We start from the raw sequence: 15,708 nt of genomic DNA, 5'->3' as shown, positions 1-15,708 counted from the left end.
TGATTGAAAAAGAAGTCAACCCTCACTTTGAACACTTTCTATTCGATTGGAATCAAAAGTTTCAATTTTTAGTAGGAGGCTATGGCTCATCCAAAAGCTATCACATTGCTTTAAAGCTTGTCTTAAAACTGCTGGAAGAAAAGCGGACAGCACTTGTCATTCGAGAGGTGTATGATACGCACCGCGAATCAACCTTTTCTTTATTACAAGAAATCGTTAGCGACCTCGGCATCGACCACGTGGTGAAGTGCCGAAGTTCGCCGCTTGCACTAACGTTTCGAAACGGCAGCAGCATCTTATTTAAAGGACTGGACAAGCCTGAAAAATTGAAATCGATCAACAACATCTCGATCATTTGGATTGAGGAATGTTCAGAGGTTTCTTATGAAGGTTTTAAAGAGCTGCTTGGAAGGCTGAGGCATCCATCCTTACCGCTTTATATGATGTTATCGACGAATCCCGTTGGTCAGGATAATTGGACGTACAGACATTTTTTTCGAGATGAACAGCTGAAGCGATTTGTTTTAGATGACGAAACATTATACAAAAAGCGAACCGTTGTCATCAAGGATACGTATTACCATCACTCCACGGCGGAAGATAACCTATTCCTTCCTAAAAGCTACGTGAAGCAGCTGGATGAGCTGAAAGAGTATGACCCAGATCTCTATCGTATTGCGAGGAAGGGGTATTTCGGCATTAATGGCACAAAGGTTTTTCCTCAATTTGAGGTGAGAAGCCATTCTGATGTATTAGAAGCCATTCAGCAGATTGACAGACCGCTGAAACGAGCAGGCATGGATTTTGGATTTGTTGAATCATACAATGCGCTCATTCGGTTAGCTGTCGATCATGAAAAAAAGTACTTATATATTTATTGGGAATATTACGACCGCGGGAAAACAGATGATGAAACAGCCACTGACCTGCAAGAGTTCATTGAATCACAGGAACTGATTAAAGCTGACGCAGCCGAACCTAAAACCATTCACTATTTTCGGCAGCGCGGATTTCAAATGGTAGCGGCACATAAGTTCCAAGGCTCACGTTTGCAGTATACAAAAAAAATCAAACGGTTTAAGAAAATTATTTGTTCTGATGCTTGTCCATATACCATCTATGAACTTCAATCACTAACCTATAAGGCAGATAAGGATGGACGTCTAGAGGAAGATGAATTTCAAATCGATCCGCACACTTTATCAGCCATCTGGTATGCGCTGGATGATTATGAAGTGACAGATTTGAAACAGACCGCCTCAGAGCGTGTCCGTCCAAACAGAGAGAGGAGGTCCATACAATGAAACAATTGAAAGCAACCATTATGAAGGCAAACATGTCTGATCATACAAAACAAATGTATGCAGATGAATTTTCCTACGAAAAAGATGACATTGTTCCCCCGCCTTACAATATCAATGAATTAAAAAGCATGGCAGAATATTCAACCATTCTTCAGCAATGTATTGATGCGTATAAGACCAATATTTTAGGCTTTGGTTTTGGCGTAGAATATGCCTTTGACTATAATGCAGAAGGTGTGAAACCGGCAAAAAAGAAAGCAGCAGAGAAGGAATGGACAAGACTTGAAGAGTTTACGAAATACATGAACTATGATGAGTCTGCTGATGTGGTGCTTGGCTATGTCATCGAAGACCGGGAGAAAACGGGAAATGGTTTTTTAGAGGTTCTCCGAGATGGTCAGGGAAAGCCGGCAGGAATCGAGTATTTAGATGCGCTCCATATCCGTATTTGCAAGCTTAGTGAGCCAGTTGATGTTGAATTCCGGTATACAGAAAACGGCGAATTGAAAACAATGAATCGAAAGAAACGATTCCGTAAATATGTGCAGGTGATCAATGAAAAGAAAGTCTTCTTCAAGGAGTATGGTGATCCGCGCATTTTACATTGTGAAACAGGCAAATACGATGACACCACCCCAGAGCCGCTGCGCGCAACAGAAGTGATTCATTTTAAAATCGGCAGTGGAACGTATGGGATTCCCCGCTGGATTGGCAACATCGTCAATATGTATGGGGCACGCAAGGCAGAAGAGCTGAACTATCTTTATTTTAAACAAGGGCGGCATGTACCTGGTGCCATCATTGTCGAAAATGGAATGCTCTCTGAGTCTTCCTATCAGCAGCTTCAGGATTATATGGACGATATCGAAGGCTCTGATCATGCACATAAATTTCTATTGCTTGAAGTCGAAGGTCTCCCGACGGAAAAAGGATTAACTGGAGAAGAAGATGTCTCAAATGTCAAAGTGAACTTCAAATCTCTAGCAGAGATCTTGCAAGAAGATGCACTCTTTTTAGAATACGATGAAAAAACAAGAAACAAAATCCGCTCTGCTTTTCGCCTGCCGCCTATTTACACAGGTGAGTCTCAAGACTATAACAAAGCGACAGCCGATACGGCGCGAAAAACAACAGAAGAACAGGTATTTCAGCCTGAACGGCATCTCATCACAGGAAAGCTCAATACCCTTTTCCTGCCGGATCTTGATATTTGGCATGTTCGTTTCCTATTAAATGGTCCTGACTTTAGAGATCCATTAGAGATTGCCAAAGTTCTGACACCGTTTATTCAGGCTGGGGCAGTGTCACCAAACGATTTGCGAGATCTAGCAGGACGTATCCTTGGGAAAACGTTAGAGGAATGGCCGGAGGATCTCTATCACAGACCTTTAGAAAGCCGCATGACATCAGCCGAACAAGAGCCTCAACGAGAGGCGAATCAGCTGAAGAAATAAACCGAAGCGCATGCGCTTTTTTGAAAGGGGGTGAACATATGCCAAGAGAATTAAAAAACGCAAAAATTACGCATGTTTCCTATGTGGACAGAGCCGCAAACAAAAAGAAATTCTTTTTGATGAAGGCAAAGAAAAGCCAGCCTGACTTTCAAAAGGAGGTTAGTGTGCTGACAAAGGCAGAAGATGCTCATCGTCTTGTGTATGGTGTCGTGTATGAACCGAATACACCTGATGCACACCAAGACTTTATGTCTGCCAAAGAAATTGAAAGAGCGGCACATGGTTTTATGAAGGATGCCCGCCACATTGACAAGCAGCATGATTTTCAACATGGTGTGGGCGAGGTTGTTGAATCATACATTGCCCCCGCTGATTTTGAGGTAGGCGGTGAGCTGATTCGAAAAGGATCTTGGGTACTTGTAACAAAGGCTTCCCAAGAGATTTGGGATCAAATCCAGAAAGGCCACATTACAGGGTATTCAATGGCTGGAACGGCGGACATCGTAGCAATAGAAGAACAAGATCAGCTCCTATCTCAAAGCACAAATGAGAGAGGGCTTTTTTCTTTGCTGAAAAATTTCTTTTTGAAAGAGGAAGGTGCAAACATGTCACAACAATTTTGGAGCGTTTTAGACCATCTGCTGGAAGCCTTACAGTCAAGTGATGGTGATGAGGCGGGTGTAAGATCAGCGCTTGAGCAATTGCTGCCAATCGTGCAGGACATTTTGAAGACAGAGGATGTGCTTCAAACGATTGGTGAAAGGCCAGCCTCCGTACAAAAACAAGATGCCGCTCTGACAACGGAGCAAGTACAAGAGCTTGAAAAAGCAAAAATGGCCATTGAAAACGTCTTACAGCAGGCAGAACAGCTAGAAACAGATCAAACAGAGGAAGAACCTGTCCAAAAGGTGCTTGAGCAAGTCGTTGCACCGATTCGTCATCAGCTTTCTTCCTTAGAGAAATCAGCCAGCAGAGAAAAAGCAGCGCTTGAGCAAGTGCTTCAGCAGCAGCTTTTGCCTATTTCAGAGCGGATTCACATGCTTGAAAAAGCGCGCGGCATGTCAAAACAAACAATCCACGATACACAAAACGACAGTACAAAGCCCATATGGGATGGCTTACTATAAGCCTAAATAAGGAGGAACCAGTGTGAGAAATCAAGAGTTGATTCGCAAGGCCGAAATGACACTTGCCAGCTTAAAAACCGGCGGTCTCATGAACGCAACCCAATCCAACACATTCATTAGAATGATGCAAAATACACCAACCGTTTTAAATGATGCACGTATCATTCCAATGGAAAGTGATTCACAAAAAATCGAAAAAATCGGCTTTGGCCAGCGTATTTTGCGCCCAGCAGAAGAAGGCAAAGCACTTGATGCGAAAGACCGTGTTGTCCCAGCGACAAGCACTGTCCAGCTAAATGCGAAAGAGGTCATCGCAGAGATTCATATGACCTATGACAGCATTGAAAACAATATTGAGAAAGACGGAATTCAGCAGACGATTATGCAAATGCTCGCTGAACGAGCAGCCGTTGACATTGAAGAGCTCATCGTCAATGGCGATACGGCTTCAGCAGATCCATTTTTAGCCCAAATGGATGGCGTGAGAAAACAAGCAGTCTCTCATATCGTAGATGCAAACGGAGCGGAAATCAGCCGCCAAATGTTTAAGCAAGCCTATAAAGCGATGCCGTCAAAATATTTACGTGTACCTCAGGATTTCCGTTTCTACACATCCCCAAGCTTAGAGGTTGAGTGGAAGGATCAAGTAGCAAACCGTCAGACAGGCCTTGGAGATGCGGCCATTCAAGGCGGACTTTCTTCTGCATTCGGTGTGCCGGTCAAAGGTCTTGCCAATATGCAGCCATATGACGAAGCGGGAACAGACGTATCAGATATTTTGCTGACACACCCTAAAAATATTATCGTAGGTTTCTCTCGTAATATTCGAATTGAAGTAGAAAAAGATATTCGCAGCCGTAAATTTATTATTGTCCTCACAGCGAAGCTAGACAGCAAATTTGAGGAAGAGGATGCTGTAGCAAAAGTGATGAAAGTGAAAGAGTAGGTGACGGCAGGCCATGATCATTTCTGCTGAAGAACTGCAAGCCTATTCTGTATTTGATCGTGTGAAAAATCGATCTGTAGAAAGACTGACAGCAGATATTATCGAAGCAGAAGCTGCGGTATTTCAGATCGTAGGTCACGATTTCTCAAGTGAAAAATATCAGCCCCTCCCTGAAAAAGCAAGAATCGCATTATTAAAAATGGCTCAATATTTTGCCATGCTGAATGATGACGAATCTATGATGAAAGGCTTTACGTCAGAAAAAATGGGCGATTATTCATATGCGAAGGCAGCTGATCAAGTGAAAGGCAGACCCTATGTATATGCCCTGCTTGTAGATTACATTGAACCAACATTGACCGGCGGCAGTGCCAAACTAAAGGTGAGATCATTATGAGCTATCAATCTCTATTAACAGATCGCTGTGATCTTTTTCACCTTGAGCATAAGGAGTCTGCCCGCGGGAAATACGGGATTCCAGCTGATGATTTACAAATGACACTTTCCTATCCCGATGCTCCCAGCCTGACCGATCTAGCTTGTTATGTCATAGAAAAGAACCAGTCACTTGTGCAAGAAGAGCCGAATACAGTCATTTATCAATCCTATCTTGTCCATTTTCCTTTAGCAACTGATATTCGCTTGCATGACAAAATAGTGTGGAATGGCGTGTCACTCAAATTACAGCAGCCTAAAAAAGTGAAAAATCATCACATCGAAGTGATGGCAGTCAGGAAGGAAAATCTATGAAAATTGATGGACTTGACCGGCTGCTCTCACAGCTGCAGACAGCGTATGATGGCGGCTTAAAGGCAGAATATCAAGATTGGCTGGAGGACATGGGCCTGCAGTTTTTAGACATCATTCAGGATGAATTAATCAAGGAGAATGCTGTCGATACAGGCCGGCTTCTAAACTCCTTTAAGCAAGGCGGCAAGGAGAATCATTTTCTCATTTCAAAAGGCGGTCTCACACTTGAAGTGGGAACGCAGCTTGAATATGCCTCCTATGTCAATGACGGACATGCCACTTCTTCAAGTGGAGAGCGAAGATGGGTGCCTGGCAGATGGACTGGCAGCCGCTTTGAATATGATCCGAATGCAAGTACAGGAATGATGCTTGCCTCTCAATGGATTGATGGCAATGGCTACTGGGATCATGCTGTCATGCTCTATGAGCAAATGTTTGACCAGGCGCTGGATCGAAAGCTGCAAAGCTGGTTCGATCGACATTTTGGGAGGTGATGGAATGAATCAAGAAGTCGGGGCAATCATGCATTATATCTACACACACTTTCCTGTGACAATGTATGATCGTCTTTTGCCAGAACGCTTTCAAGTGCCATCCGTTTATGTGCCGCCTGTGACAGTGATCAGTGGTCCAGATACGGTCTCTACCTTTATGAAATCTTATTCGCTGCAAGTGAAAGTCTTTCATATTGATACAGAAAAAGCACATGATGCGGCAGAATCAATCGTTGATGCATTGCTTGCTGATCGTCAAATCATTCAGATGATGAGTGAAGACGGAGAGGTGCTTGATGATTATGTCCGCATAAAAAGAGTGGAAACAAGAATGATAGATCAAGGCGTAGCAGCGATTGTCCTGACGTGGGATAGCAGCTATTGGTATAACCGTGACAAACAGGCAAGCCTTGAAGATATCAACTTTTCAGATGGGGTGATCAAACGTGAGCAAGACTAAACATGCTCAGCCTGCTCAAACAGCCGGCGAAGAAAAAGAATTTGGCTTTTCATTTGAAGCCTTAAAGGAGCACAGTAAGGATCTTTTTGGGGTCAAACCAGAAATCCTTGAAGGGGCTCTTTTTTATATCAAACATCAACCAATTACAAAAACAGAAGCGAAAAAGCACATTGATGCTTTTTTGTCCAAGGAGGTTTAAAGGATGAACGGAGGCACTTTTACACCAGGTACAGAGAAAAAGCGTCCTGGTATTTACTTTAATTTTAAAACAACAGCAGAGCAGCGAATTACTTTAGGCGATCGAGGTACAGTAGCACTTCCCCTTGTGATGAGCTGGGGAGAACCCAAAACCTTTATTTCCGTTTCAAATATGGAAGATTTAAATAAAAAGGTTGGACTCAACATTGATGATAAGTCACTTCTTCTTTTCCGTGAAGCAAAGAAAAAAGCGCAAACGGTCTTGCTTTACCGCCTAAATGAAGGAGAGCCGGCCAAAGCCGAAATTGCTGAAAATTTTGTCGTCACAGCAAATTATGGCGGCCTAAAAGGAAATGAGATCACAGTACAAGTCGCAGAAAATGTACTTGATAGCACAAAACGCGATGTGATCACTTATCTTGGAACAGATATTGTGGATAAACAGGTCGTCACTGATGTCAAAGACCTTGTGAAAAACAAATACGTTCAATTTTCTGGTGAAGGTGAAGCCGTCATCACAGCAGGTGTGGCACTAAGCGGCGGGAAAAACGGCGTGGCAAGTGTCGCAGATTATACAGCTTTCCTAGAAGCAGCAGAAACAGAATACTTCGATGTCATTGCTCTTCCAGTCGATAATAGTGAGCAATTAAAAGCAACCTTCGCTTCATTTATCGAGCGTCTACGTGATAAGCAAGGACGTAAGGTGCAAGGGGTTGTGGCTAATTATGCAGCTGACCAAGAAGGAATCATCAATGTGACAAGCGGTGTTGTACTCGAAGATGGAACCGAACTAACACCTGCACAAACAACAGCATGGGTCGCAGGTGCAAGTGCCGGAGCAAATTTCAATCAGTCACTGACCTTTGTTGAATACGAAGGAGCGGTCGATACATTAGAACGTCTTGACAATGATCAAGTAGAATACCGATTATCGCAAGGGGAGTTCCTTTTCACCTTTGATGCGAGAGATCGTACCGTGAGTGTTGAAAAAGATATTAACTCCTTGACAAGCTTCACAGCTGAAAAGAACCAGCAAATGGCGAAAAACAAAATCATTCGTGTGCTTGATGCGATCAACAATGATTTAACATTCGAATTAAAAAATCTGATTAAATTACGCAAAGCCAATGGCAATGACATTCCAGCATCAGATGATGGAGTACAGCTTGTGAAAACACTGATTACCCAGTATCTCACACAGCTTCAAGATGGCAGCGGCATTACAGGCTTTAATTCAGAAACAGATATCGTAATCGGGCTCAATGAAGATCGTGATGGATTTATCATCGATTTAGCGGTTCAACCAGTAGATGCAGCAGAAAAATTCTATTTCAATGTGGAGGTGAAGTAAGATGGCTTTTAAAGCGCAAAATACAATTTCAGGTAAAGAAGGTCGTCTTTTCTTAGAAGGTGAGGAGCTTGCATTTATCAAAACCTTCGAAGCAAACGTGGAGAAAAACAAATCAGAAGTCAACGTCATGGGCCGCCGAATGACTGGACATAAAACAACGGGAGCAAACGGAACAGGAACGGCAACATTCTATAAAGTTACGTCCCGTTTCGTTCAATTAATGCTCAATTATGTGAAAAAAGGAGAAGATCCATATTTCACTCTTCAAGCTGTCATTGACGATAAATCATCAGGCCGTGGCACTGAGCGTGTCACATTATTTGATGTCAACTTTGATTCTGCTAAAATCGCTGGATTGGATGTTGATTCAGAGGCGCTTGAAGAAGAAGTTCCTTTCACATTCGAGGACTTTGATCTGCCTGAAAAGCTGAAGAATACATTCTAAGAAAAGTGGAGGAAATTAGCTAATTAATTAGCAAAATAATAACTGAATATGCTATAATGCAGTTGTAATACAACCGTCTTGAAGCCTTTTTAATTTCGTCTGGTGACGTCTTGTATTCGATTCATTAAAATATGTTTACATGCAAAGCGATTTGCATAAAATAAAAAGAAGCCAGGATGCTCTAACATCCCGGCAATGTACAATGAGGCCCTTCAAGGGGCTGGCTTTTCGAATAGGTTCTTTAGGTAGACTTCCCTTTAACCTTCCACAGCTCAAGGGGAGTCTATTTTTTGTCTATATACGTCAACAAAGTAAAGATAAACATCCCGAATAAAAGCATAAGGGAAATCGCTTCAAATGTTGACATATGCATCACCCCCTTCCTATCGGGGATGAGCCAGACGCCCTTGAGCAAGCCGTTCAATTGTACAATTTAAATTATACATGAAAAGATTAGAAAGCACATTCAAAAAATGGATGTGCTTTTTTGCATTCAAAAAAACATAACAAAGGGAGTTTTTAAACATGAGTGAAAAACAAACATTTGATCTTTCATTTTTTATGCCAGGACAAACAGTAGAAGCGGAAGAAGTCAAAGTACCGATTTCTAAGCGTTTTGTTGATAAAAAAGGGAATGTCATTCCTTTTGTCTTTAAAGCCATTACAACTGAACGTATTGATGAATTGGAAAAAGAAAACACAACCTTCAAAAATGTCAAAGGCAGAGGACGTGTGAAAGACTTAGACAGCCAGCGCTTCTACGCACGTATTGCGATTGAATCGACGATTTACCCAGATTTCCGCTCAAAGGAATTAAGAGAAGCCTACAGCACACAAGATCCAGTTGAAGTAGCAAAACGGGTCCTGTCAGTCGGCGGTGAATATGCGAACTGGTTAAACAAAGCGATCGAAATCAACGGATTCGAAGATGAAATTGAAGATTTAGAAGAAGCAGCAAAAAACTAATAAAAGATGGGGATAAAGAAGCGGTGTTTTTATATTACGCAATGCACGAGCTTCACTACTCCCCATCTGAACTCCTGGAATTATACGAATCCCCAAGACCGTTCAAAGCATTCCTTTTCGGACTCATCAGCTACAAGCTAGACATGCTAGAAAAAGAAGCAAAGAAAGGAGGTAAATAATTGGCGAAACTTACAGCACGATTTGAATTAGAAGACCGGGTGTCGAAGAAGTTATTACGCATTCAAAAACGATTTCAAACGTTTGAGAAGCAGCTCAAACCATTTAGAAAACCAGTGAAAATAAGTCTGGAAATGGATGAAAAGAAATTAAGAAACCTCACTTTATCGCTGCGGAAAGTTTCAGTATTTTCTATGAGGCTGGATCAAGGAATCTATCGGGATCTAAAAGCATTGAACAATCAGTTAAATATGATTCCAAATCATCTGGTCATATCCTTTCAAGCGAAGGGGCTGAATGTCATTAAATCCAACATAGATCGTTTGAAACAAATGGGGACAAGTCCCATTATGCTGACGTTTAAACTAAACGATCAATTGTCAGCGAAAATGTCATCGATCAAAAAATCAATACTTCAGCTCATCAACAGAACGTACTATATGAGATTAAACATGGTTGACCAAGCCACCGCTGCAATTCAACGAATCAAAAAGACACTCAAAAGCTTGACGATGTCCAAACACGAAATCAGAGTGTCTGTTCAAGACAATGCAAAAAGTAAGCTGAAAAAACGAGATCAGGCAGAGTCTGTTGTGAAAGAAAAGAAAGTAAAAAAGCAACCTAATGCAACTGCTGCTACAAAAACGAATGAAAACAAACAGAGCTGGTTAGGTAATTTGGGAAATAAGGCCCTAAAAGAAATTGAAAAATATGCAGGTGACGTTTCAGATAAATTGAAAGAAAAATTGAGTCCTAGAAACTTTTGGGATAATAATGCACTCCCTTGGATTGAAACGAAAATCGACGCTTACAAACAAGAAGTGATCGGACGAATTAGTGAGAAGATTAAAATCAATCCTGAGGAGTATTTAGATAAATGGTTTAACAAAGGCTTAGATTTGATCCTTGGCCCGAAAAATCCATCAAGCGAGAACAACAGTAACTCTTCAGCTCAAAGTCCAACGACTGAAGCATCAACAAATCCAACTCCTAATACGCAGCCAAATAAACAAAAAGGAAAAGGTTTGTTTCGTAATAGCTGTTGCCCTTGTTGTGCTCGAGGGTTAAGCAGGCGTGGTTCTAATAGAACTAGAAATAGAAATGGCCGTGCTCAAAGGCAGCCCACAAATCCTACCGCCATTTCTAGAGCTGAAAGAAATAGAAGACCTTCAGGTAGACTAGGAAAACTGAAAACAAATGCAGGTAAGATTTTTGAAAAAATCCCTAGTGGATTGAAGAAAACTACAGGCATAGTAGCCTCAGTTGCGGGACTTGCTGGACTGATGAAAGGTAGCGGCGGGTTAAGTAGTTTAGGCGATTCATTAAAAAATATAGGTAGAGGAAGTAGTAAGTTATTAAAAAGAGTGCCTGTATTGGGGAACTTATTAAGTGCAACAGATTTAATAGGAACAACCAAAGAAAACGTTGGGGAAAAAGTAGGTGGTTTCTCTGGAGGTCTTGCAGGAGGAGTTAGTGGAGCTGCAATTGGTCAGGCTCTAATTCCAATACCATTTGTAGGAGCTGCAATTGGTGGTGTTGCTGGAAGCATGGCTGGCACTTATGGTGGATCAAAATTAGGGGAGATATTTGATACTTCAAAACTTAAAGAGAATATTTCAAACACTTTATTTAATGGCGAATGGTGGAGTGAAAAGTGGGGGAGTGTTAAAACTTCTGCAGAAACGTCTTTAGGAAACTTAAGTGAGAAATGGGAAGATATAAAAACTACAGCATCGAATACACTGTTCAATTCAGAATGGTGGGCAGAACAAGCTGGATACGTTACAGGAGTTTTAGAATCTACTGTCTTTAATGGCGAATGGTGGAGTGAAAAATGGGATGCTATCAAAGACTGGACTCAAGAAAAGTGGGATAGTGCAGTCGAAATATGGGATTCTATTAAGGGGAAACTTAGTGAGACCGTTTTCAACGGAGATTGGTGGGGAGAGAAGTGGGATAATGTAAAGGAATGGACCAAAGAAAAATGGGATGGTGCAGTCGAAATATGGGATTCTATTAAGGGGAAACTTAGTGAGACTGTTTTTAACGGAGATTGGTGGGGAGAGAAGTGGGATAATGTAAAAAAATGGACCAGAGAAAAATGGGATGGCGCAGTCGACATATGGAATTCAATTAAAGGGAAAATTCGTGAAACGGTCTTTAACAAAGATTGGTGGGGGGAAAAGTGGGATAACGTAAAAAGTTGGTCAAAAAGTAAATGGGAACAATCAAAAACAATTTGGTCAACTGCAAAAGCAACTATTTCTTCAACTTTATTTAATAAAGACTGGTGGTCAAGTAAGTGGAGTAATGTTCAATCTTGGGGTAAAAATATTTTAGGAGATTCATGGGATTTACTCAAAAGTGAAGGCGCAAAATTCGTTGGTAGGCATATTGTGAAATTTGAAAAAGGTCGAGAAAACGGGAAAAAAGATTTTAAACCTGGTAAAAAAGCCACAGGCGGTTATATCACCCAGCCAACCTTATCATGGGTCGGTGAAGCTGGTAACGAATTTGTTATTCCAACTCAAAATAACCGAGGACGCGGAAAAATGCTGCTGGCACAGGCAGCTTCTCAACTTGGAATGTCTGTTGTACCAAGCGGAGCGGCAGGAAACTCAGTGTCAAGCTCTCCAGCTCCTACAGCAGTAGCTTCATCATCTTCTGTCGGTTCAATAGATGGATCGGTCTCGATGACTGGGGACATTCAAGCCTCTAGCATTGGCGAGCAATTTAATAACGATTTTGAACAAGGATTAAATCGTAAAGTCATCTCTCTTGATCAATGGAAACAAAAGAATATTCAGCAGCCTTTTGGTCAATTGACATCAGACTCAGGAAAGTATGGTCAGCAAACGGTTTCTGCCTTTGCAAACGGTCAGCAGATGACACCAACTGGAACAGATAGCTTTTTACAAAGTCGTGTAAAAGCACCCTACCAACAAGTGATGACAGCATCACCCACTTGGGGTTCTGGAACGGTTAGTGGTTTTGCAGCAGGCCAAAATGCCACATCAATTGGCACGAGCCAATACGTAGATCAAAACATCAAACAACCATTCCTGCAAGCAAAACAAGAATCACCAGGCTGGGGTTCTGGAATGATTGACGCCTTTAACAGCGGCATGCGTTCCAAAGGAAGCGAAGTCACGCAAGCAGCCAAAGAAATGGCGAAGAAAGTAGAGCAGGCGTTTAGAGAGGAATTAGACATTCATTCCCCTTCACGCGTCATGATGAGTCTTGGGAAATTTGCATCGATCGGTGTCGTCAAAGGGCTCGACTCAGTTGATGTGAAAAAATTTGCTGAAAATCAGGCTGGTTCATTAATCGGTGCCTTCAGCGGTATGGGAGCTTCAGGTCTTAGTGTTCAGCAATGGCTCATGGCAGCTCTCATGGCAACTGGCACATCTATGAACTGGCTTCCAGGTCTGATGACTATCGCGCAACATGAATCAAATGGAAATCCGAGAGCAATAAACTTATGGGATTCCAACGCCAAAAAGGGAACCCCTTCTAAAGGCTTAATGCAAACCATTGGAACGACGTTTAACGCCAATAAAGGCAAGGGCATGAATGACATTTGGAACCCAATTCATAATGCCGTAGCAGCCATTAACTACATTAAGGGAAGATATGGAACAGTCTTCAACACACCGGGATTACGAAGTATGAGAAGAGGCGGCCCTTATAAAGGCTATGCAAATGGCGGATTGATTACTCAAGAGCAGGTTGCTAGAGTCGGTGAAGGAAACAAGCGCGAATGGATTATTCCTGAGGAAAGAGGCATTCGCGGAAGGTATTTATTGACGCAGGCAGCTAAAGCACTTGGGATGCAAGTATATGATCCATCAAATGCATCTGCTCCTTTACCGGAAGCACAGATGCAGCAAGTTACCTCACCTCAGTCTACTGGCAGTACAACTTCGCCAGGTAATAAACAGATTACGATTCAATTCAATGGAGATCAGCATTTCCATAATGGACAAGATCAGCAATCGCTAGTCGAAAAAATTAAACAAATGCTTGTAGATGAACTAGAAGTAGAGATTCATACAGGAACGAAGGGGGTCGTAATTGATGGGTAAATCAGTGTATCAATTGTGGATTTCCCAAGGAAAGGACAAGTTGCGATTCCCTGTCCTTCCATCCGAACTCGAAATCACAAATAATGTACAAAATGAAACAGTGAAGGTCGCCTCTTTTGGAGAATTGACTTTTATTGACGTACCATCGGCTAAACAAGTATCATTCACCTCATTATTTCCTAAGAAATATTCGCCGATTGCTGAATATAAAAGCATTCCATCACCAGAGAATGCGATCGCGAAAATTGAACGAATGATGCGTTCAAAGAAATCCGTGCGGTTGATTGTAACTGGAACAAAAATCAATATGACGTGCAGCATTGAAAGCTTCACCCACAAGGAAGGGTCATATGATATTGGAGATCGTGAATTTACGATCGAGTTAAAGGAATACAAAACTGCATCTCCTAGGAAAATAAAACGTAAGAAAAAAGCAAAACAAACGAAAAAGAAACGGCCTTCAAAAACACCACCAAAAATGTACACCGTCAAAAAAGGGGATACACTATGGGCCATTTCTGGCAGGTTTTATGGAGACAGTACAAAATGGCGGCGTATTTGGAATGCCAATAAATTAGCGATGATTAAACGTAGCAGACGCAATATTAAGCAGCCGGGGCATTGGATTTTCCCTGGACAAAGGTTAAAAATACCACAATAGGGGGGCTGGCATTGATCGAGCTTTTTGCCATCAGAAGCGGCACCATGTATGAGCTTGTCACAGAGAGTGTGACACTTCAGGGGCAAAGGTATCAAGCCCCTCGCTCAATTCAGGCAAATATTATCACAAAACAAGGCAGTCAAACATATTACCGTGTCTCGGAAGGGGACACGGTTCTTTTTAAATGGAAAGGAAAAGAGCTGTTTAGAGGCATTGTTTTTTCGCGGACGCCAGTTGAAGGAAAGCTGACGTTTACTGCATACGATATGCTCCAATATTTGGTGAAAAACCAAGATGTCTATGTTTTTTCAAATCAAAGAGCAGATCAAATCTTAAGGCGGATTGGAGCCGACTTTCAAATTCCAATGACTTCTATCTCCAATACAGGACATGTCATAAAATCACTAGTCTTTAAAAATGACACGAGCCTGTATGACATGATATTGAAAGCATTGAAAGAAACGAAGCGGCAAACAGGAAGAAACTATCAAATCTTTTCTGCTAAAGGCAAGATGGGGCTGAGAGCCTGGCCTGATCCAGAGGACGTCTGGGTCATTGAATCAGGCGTCAATCTCATCAGTTATCAATACAGCACCTCGATTGAAGAGACAGCCACTCGTGTCAAGATGCGTACGTCTGCTGATGAACAGGGGAAGAATAAGAAAAAAGGCAGTAAATCCGAGATTGTGGTGATCGAACAGGATAAAGCAGGTCAGAATAAATACGGTATTTTACAGCATGTTGAGACAGTCACTGGGCAAATCAACCAGCCGCAGCTGCAAAAAAGAGCCAAAGTACGGCTGGCAGAGAAAAAAGGCGTCAAACAAGAAGTCAAAAGCATACAAGCGTTAGGAATTCCAGAGCTGCAAAGCGGTCTCCCAATCTATTTGAAAATTCCTGAAATCAACGTGAAAAAAACTTACTGGATCGATCAAGACAAACATGAATTCAGTGGGGTGAAACACACCATGACCATTGATGTTGTTGAGAAAAATTCCATGCCAAAGGGTGATCAAGCGTGAGATTAAGTGAAGCGATTAAACGATTGGCAGTGAATGCAGTAGACGCAGAGTCGCCAATTGATCTTGTCATCGGAGAAGTCACGGCAGTTTCCCCTCTGAGCATCCGATTAAATGAAAATCATAAGCTGATCATTCCAGAAGAATTACTGATTTGGCCGAAGCGCTTAAATAAGGGTGAGGATGATGAGCTGAAAAGGGGAGACAGTATTATGGTGCTTGCAATGGCAGGAGGCCAGTCCTTTTACATCATCGACAAATTTTAAGGGAG

17 protein-coding genes are annotated in these 15,708 nt (G+C 42.0%); all 17 read left to right on the top strand.

The window, feature by feature from the left end:
• Positions 1-2 precede the first annotated feature (2 nt).
• The 17 genes from NST65_RS14425 (at position 3) to NST65_RS14345 (ending at position 15,703) form a co-directional block, all read left to right on the top strand.
• On the top strand, positions 3-1,304 hold the full coding sequence (locus NST65_RS14425; protein WP_162176180.1) for a PBSX family phage terminase large subunit: 1,302 nt from the start codon (positions 3-5) through the stop codon (positions 1,302-1,304).
• Positions 1,301-2,758 (top strand): phage portal protein, encoded by a 1,458-nt coding sequence (locus tag NST65_RS14420; protein WP_111926623.1) that lies wholly within the window; start codon positions 1,301-1,303, stop codon positions 2,756-2,758. Before NST65_RS14425 ends, NST65_RS14420 begins: the two co-directional genes overlap by 4 nt.
• A gap of 38 nt (positions 2,759-2,796) precedes the next feature.
• A complete protein-coding gene (locus tag NST65_RS14415) occupies positions 2,797-3,885 on the top strand; it encodes an XkdF-like putative serine protease domain-containing protein (RefSeq protein ID WP_098677629.1) in 1,089 nt (362 codons plus the stop codon).
• A 22-nt stretch (positions 3,886-3,907) separates the two neighbouring features.
• Positions 3,908-4,831: a phage major capsid protein gene (locus NST65_RS14410; protein ID WP_081124729.1), complete on the top strand. Its 924-nt coding sequence runs from the start codon at positions 3,908-3,910 to the stop codon at positions 4,829-4,831.
• A 13-nt stretch (positions 4,832-4,844) separates the two neighbouring features.
• Positions 4,845-5,228 carry a DUF3199 family protein gene (locus tag NST65_RS14405; RefSeq protein WP_024423261.1) on the top strand — a complete coding sequence of 128 codons (384 nt, stop codon included), beginning with the start codon at positions 4,845-4,847 and terminating at the stop codon, positions 5,226-5,228.
• Positions 5,225-5,581 (top strand): YqbH/XkdH family protein, encoded by a 357-nt coding sequence (locus NST65_RS14400; protein WP_101676422.1) that lies wholly within the window; start codon positions 5,225-5,227, stop codon positions 5,579-5,581. The genes NST65_RS14405 and NST65_RS14400 overlap by 4 nt, the downstream gene beginning before the upstream one ends.
• A complete protein-coding gene (locus NST65_RS14395; protein WP_101676421.1) occupies positions 5,578-6,075 on the top strand; it encodes an HK97 gp10 family phage protein in 498 nt (165 codons plus the stop codon). Before NST65_RS14400 ends, NST65_RS14395 begins: the two co-directional genes overlap by 4 nt.
• Positions 6,076-6,079: 4 nt before the next feature.
• Positions 6,080-6,535, top strand: coding sequence for a hypothetical protein (locus NST65_RS14390; protein ID WP_034282479.1), 456 nt, complete (start codon positions 6,080-6,082; stop codon positions 6,533-6,535).
• The gene (locus NST65_RS14385) at positions 6,522-6,734 is read left to right on the top strand and encodes a hypothetical protein (RefSeq protein ID WP_034282476.1); all 213 of its coding nucleotides are present in this window, start codon (positions 6,522-6,524) and stop codon (positions 6,732-6,734) included. The genes NST65_RS14390 and NST65_RS14385 overlap by 14 nt, the downstream gene beginning before the upstream one ends.
• A 3-nt stretch (positions 6,735-6,737) precedes the next feature.
• A complete protein-coding gene (locus NST65_RS14380; protein WP_041107583.1) occupies positions 6,738-8,084 on the top strand; it encodes a phage tail sheath family protein in 1,347 nt (448 codons plus the stop codon).
• Position 8,085: 1 nt separating this feature from the next.
• Positions 8,086-8,529, top strand: coding sequence for a phage tail tube protein (locus NST65_RS14375; RefSeq protein WP_024423257.1), 444 nt, complete (start codon positions 8,086-8,088; stop codon positions 8,527-8,529).
• Positions 8,530-9,054: 525 nt separating this feature from the next.
• Positions 9,055-9,495 (top strand): phage portal protein, encoded by a 441-nt coding sequence (locus tag NST65_RS14370; protein ID WP_012011040.1) that lies wholly within the window; start codon positions 9,055-9,057, stop codon positions 9,493-9,495.
• Between the two features lie 41 nt (positions 9,496-9,536).
• Positions 9,537-9,674 carry a hypothetical protein gene (locus NST65_RS14365; protein WP_095357030.1) on the top strand — a complete coding sequence of 46 codons (138 nt, stop codon included), beginning with the start codon at positions 9,537-9,539 and terminating at the stop codon, positions 9,672-9,674.
• On the top strand, positions 9,675-13,757 hold the full coding sequence (locus tag NST65_RS14360; protein ID WP_342489029.1) for a transglycosylase SLT domain-containing protein: 4,083 nt from the start codon (positions 9,675-9,677) through the stop codon (positions 13,755-13,757).
• The gene (locus NST65_RS14355; RefSeq protein WP_034282467.1) at positions 13,750-14,418 is read left to right on the top strand and encodes a LysM peptidoglycan-binding domain-containing protein; all 669 of its coding nucleotides are present in this window, start codon (positions 13,750-13,752) and stop codon (positions 14,416-14,418) included. Before NST65_RS14360 ends, NST65_RS14355 begins: the two co-directional genes overlap by 8 nt.
• 11 nt (positions 14,419-14,429) lie before the next feature.
• Positions 14,430-15,440 carry a phage portal protein gene (locus NST65_RS14350; RefSeq protein WP_101676420.1) on the top strand — a complete coding sequence of 337 codons (1,011 nt, stop codon included), beginning with the start codon at positions 14,430-14,432 and terminating at the stop codon, positions 15,438-15,440.
• Positions 15,437-15,703, top strand: a complete 267-nt coding sequence (locus NST65_RS14345) for a DUF2577 family protein (protein WP_101676419.1) — start codon at positions 15,437-15,439, stop codon at positions 15,701-15,703. The genes NST65_RS14350 and NST65_RS14345 overlap by 4 nt, the downstream gene beginning before the upstream one ends.
• Positions 15,704-15,708 lie beyond the last annotated feature (5 nt).

This window comes from Bacillus sp. FSL P4-0248 (genome assembly GCF_038593305.1).
Taxonomy (GTDB): domain Bacteria; phylum Bacillota; class Bacilli; order Bacillales; family Bacillaceae; genus Bacillus; species Bacillus safensis.
Note: the sequence above shows the minus strand (reverse complement) of the source record. Positions and strands in the feature narration are given on the sequence as shown.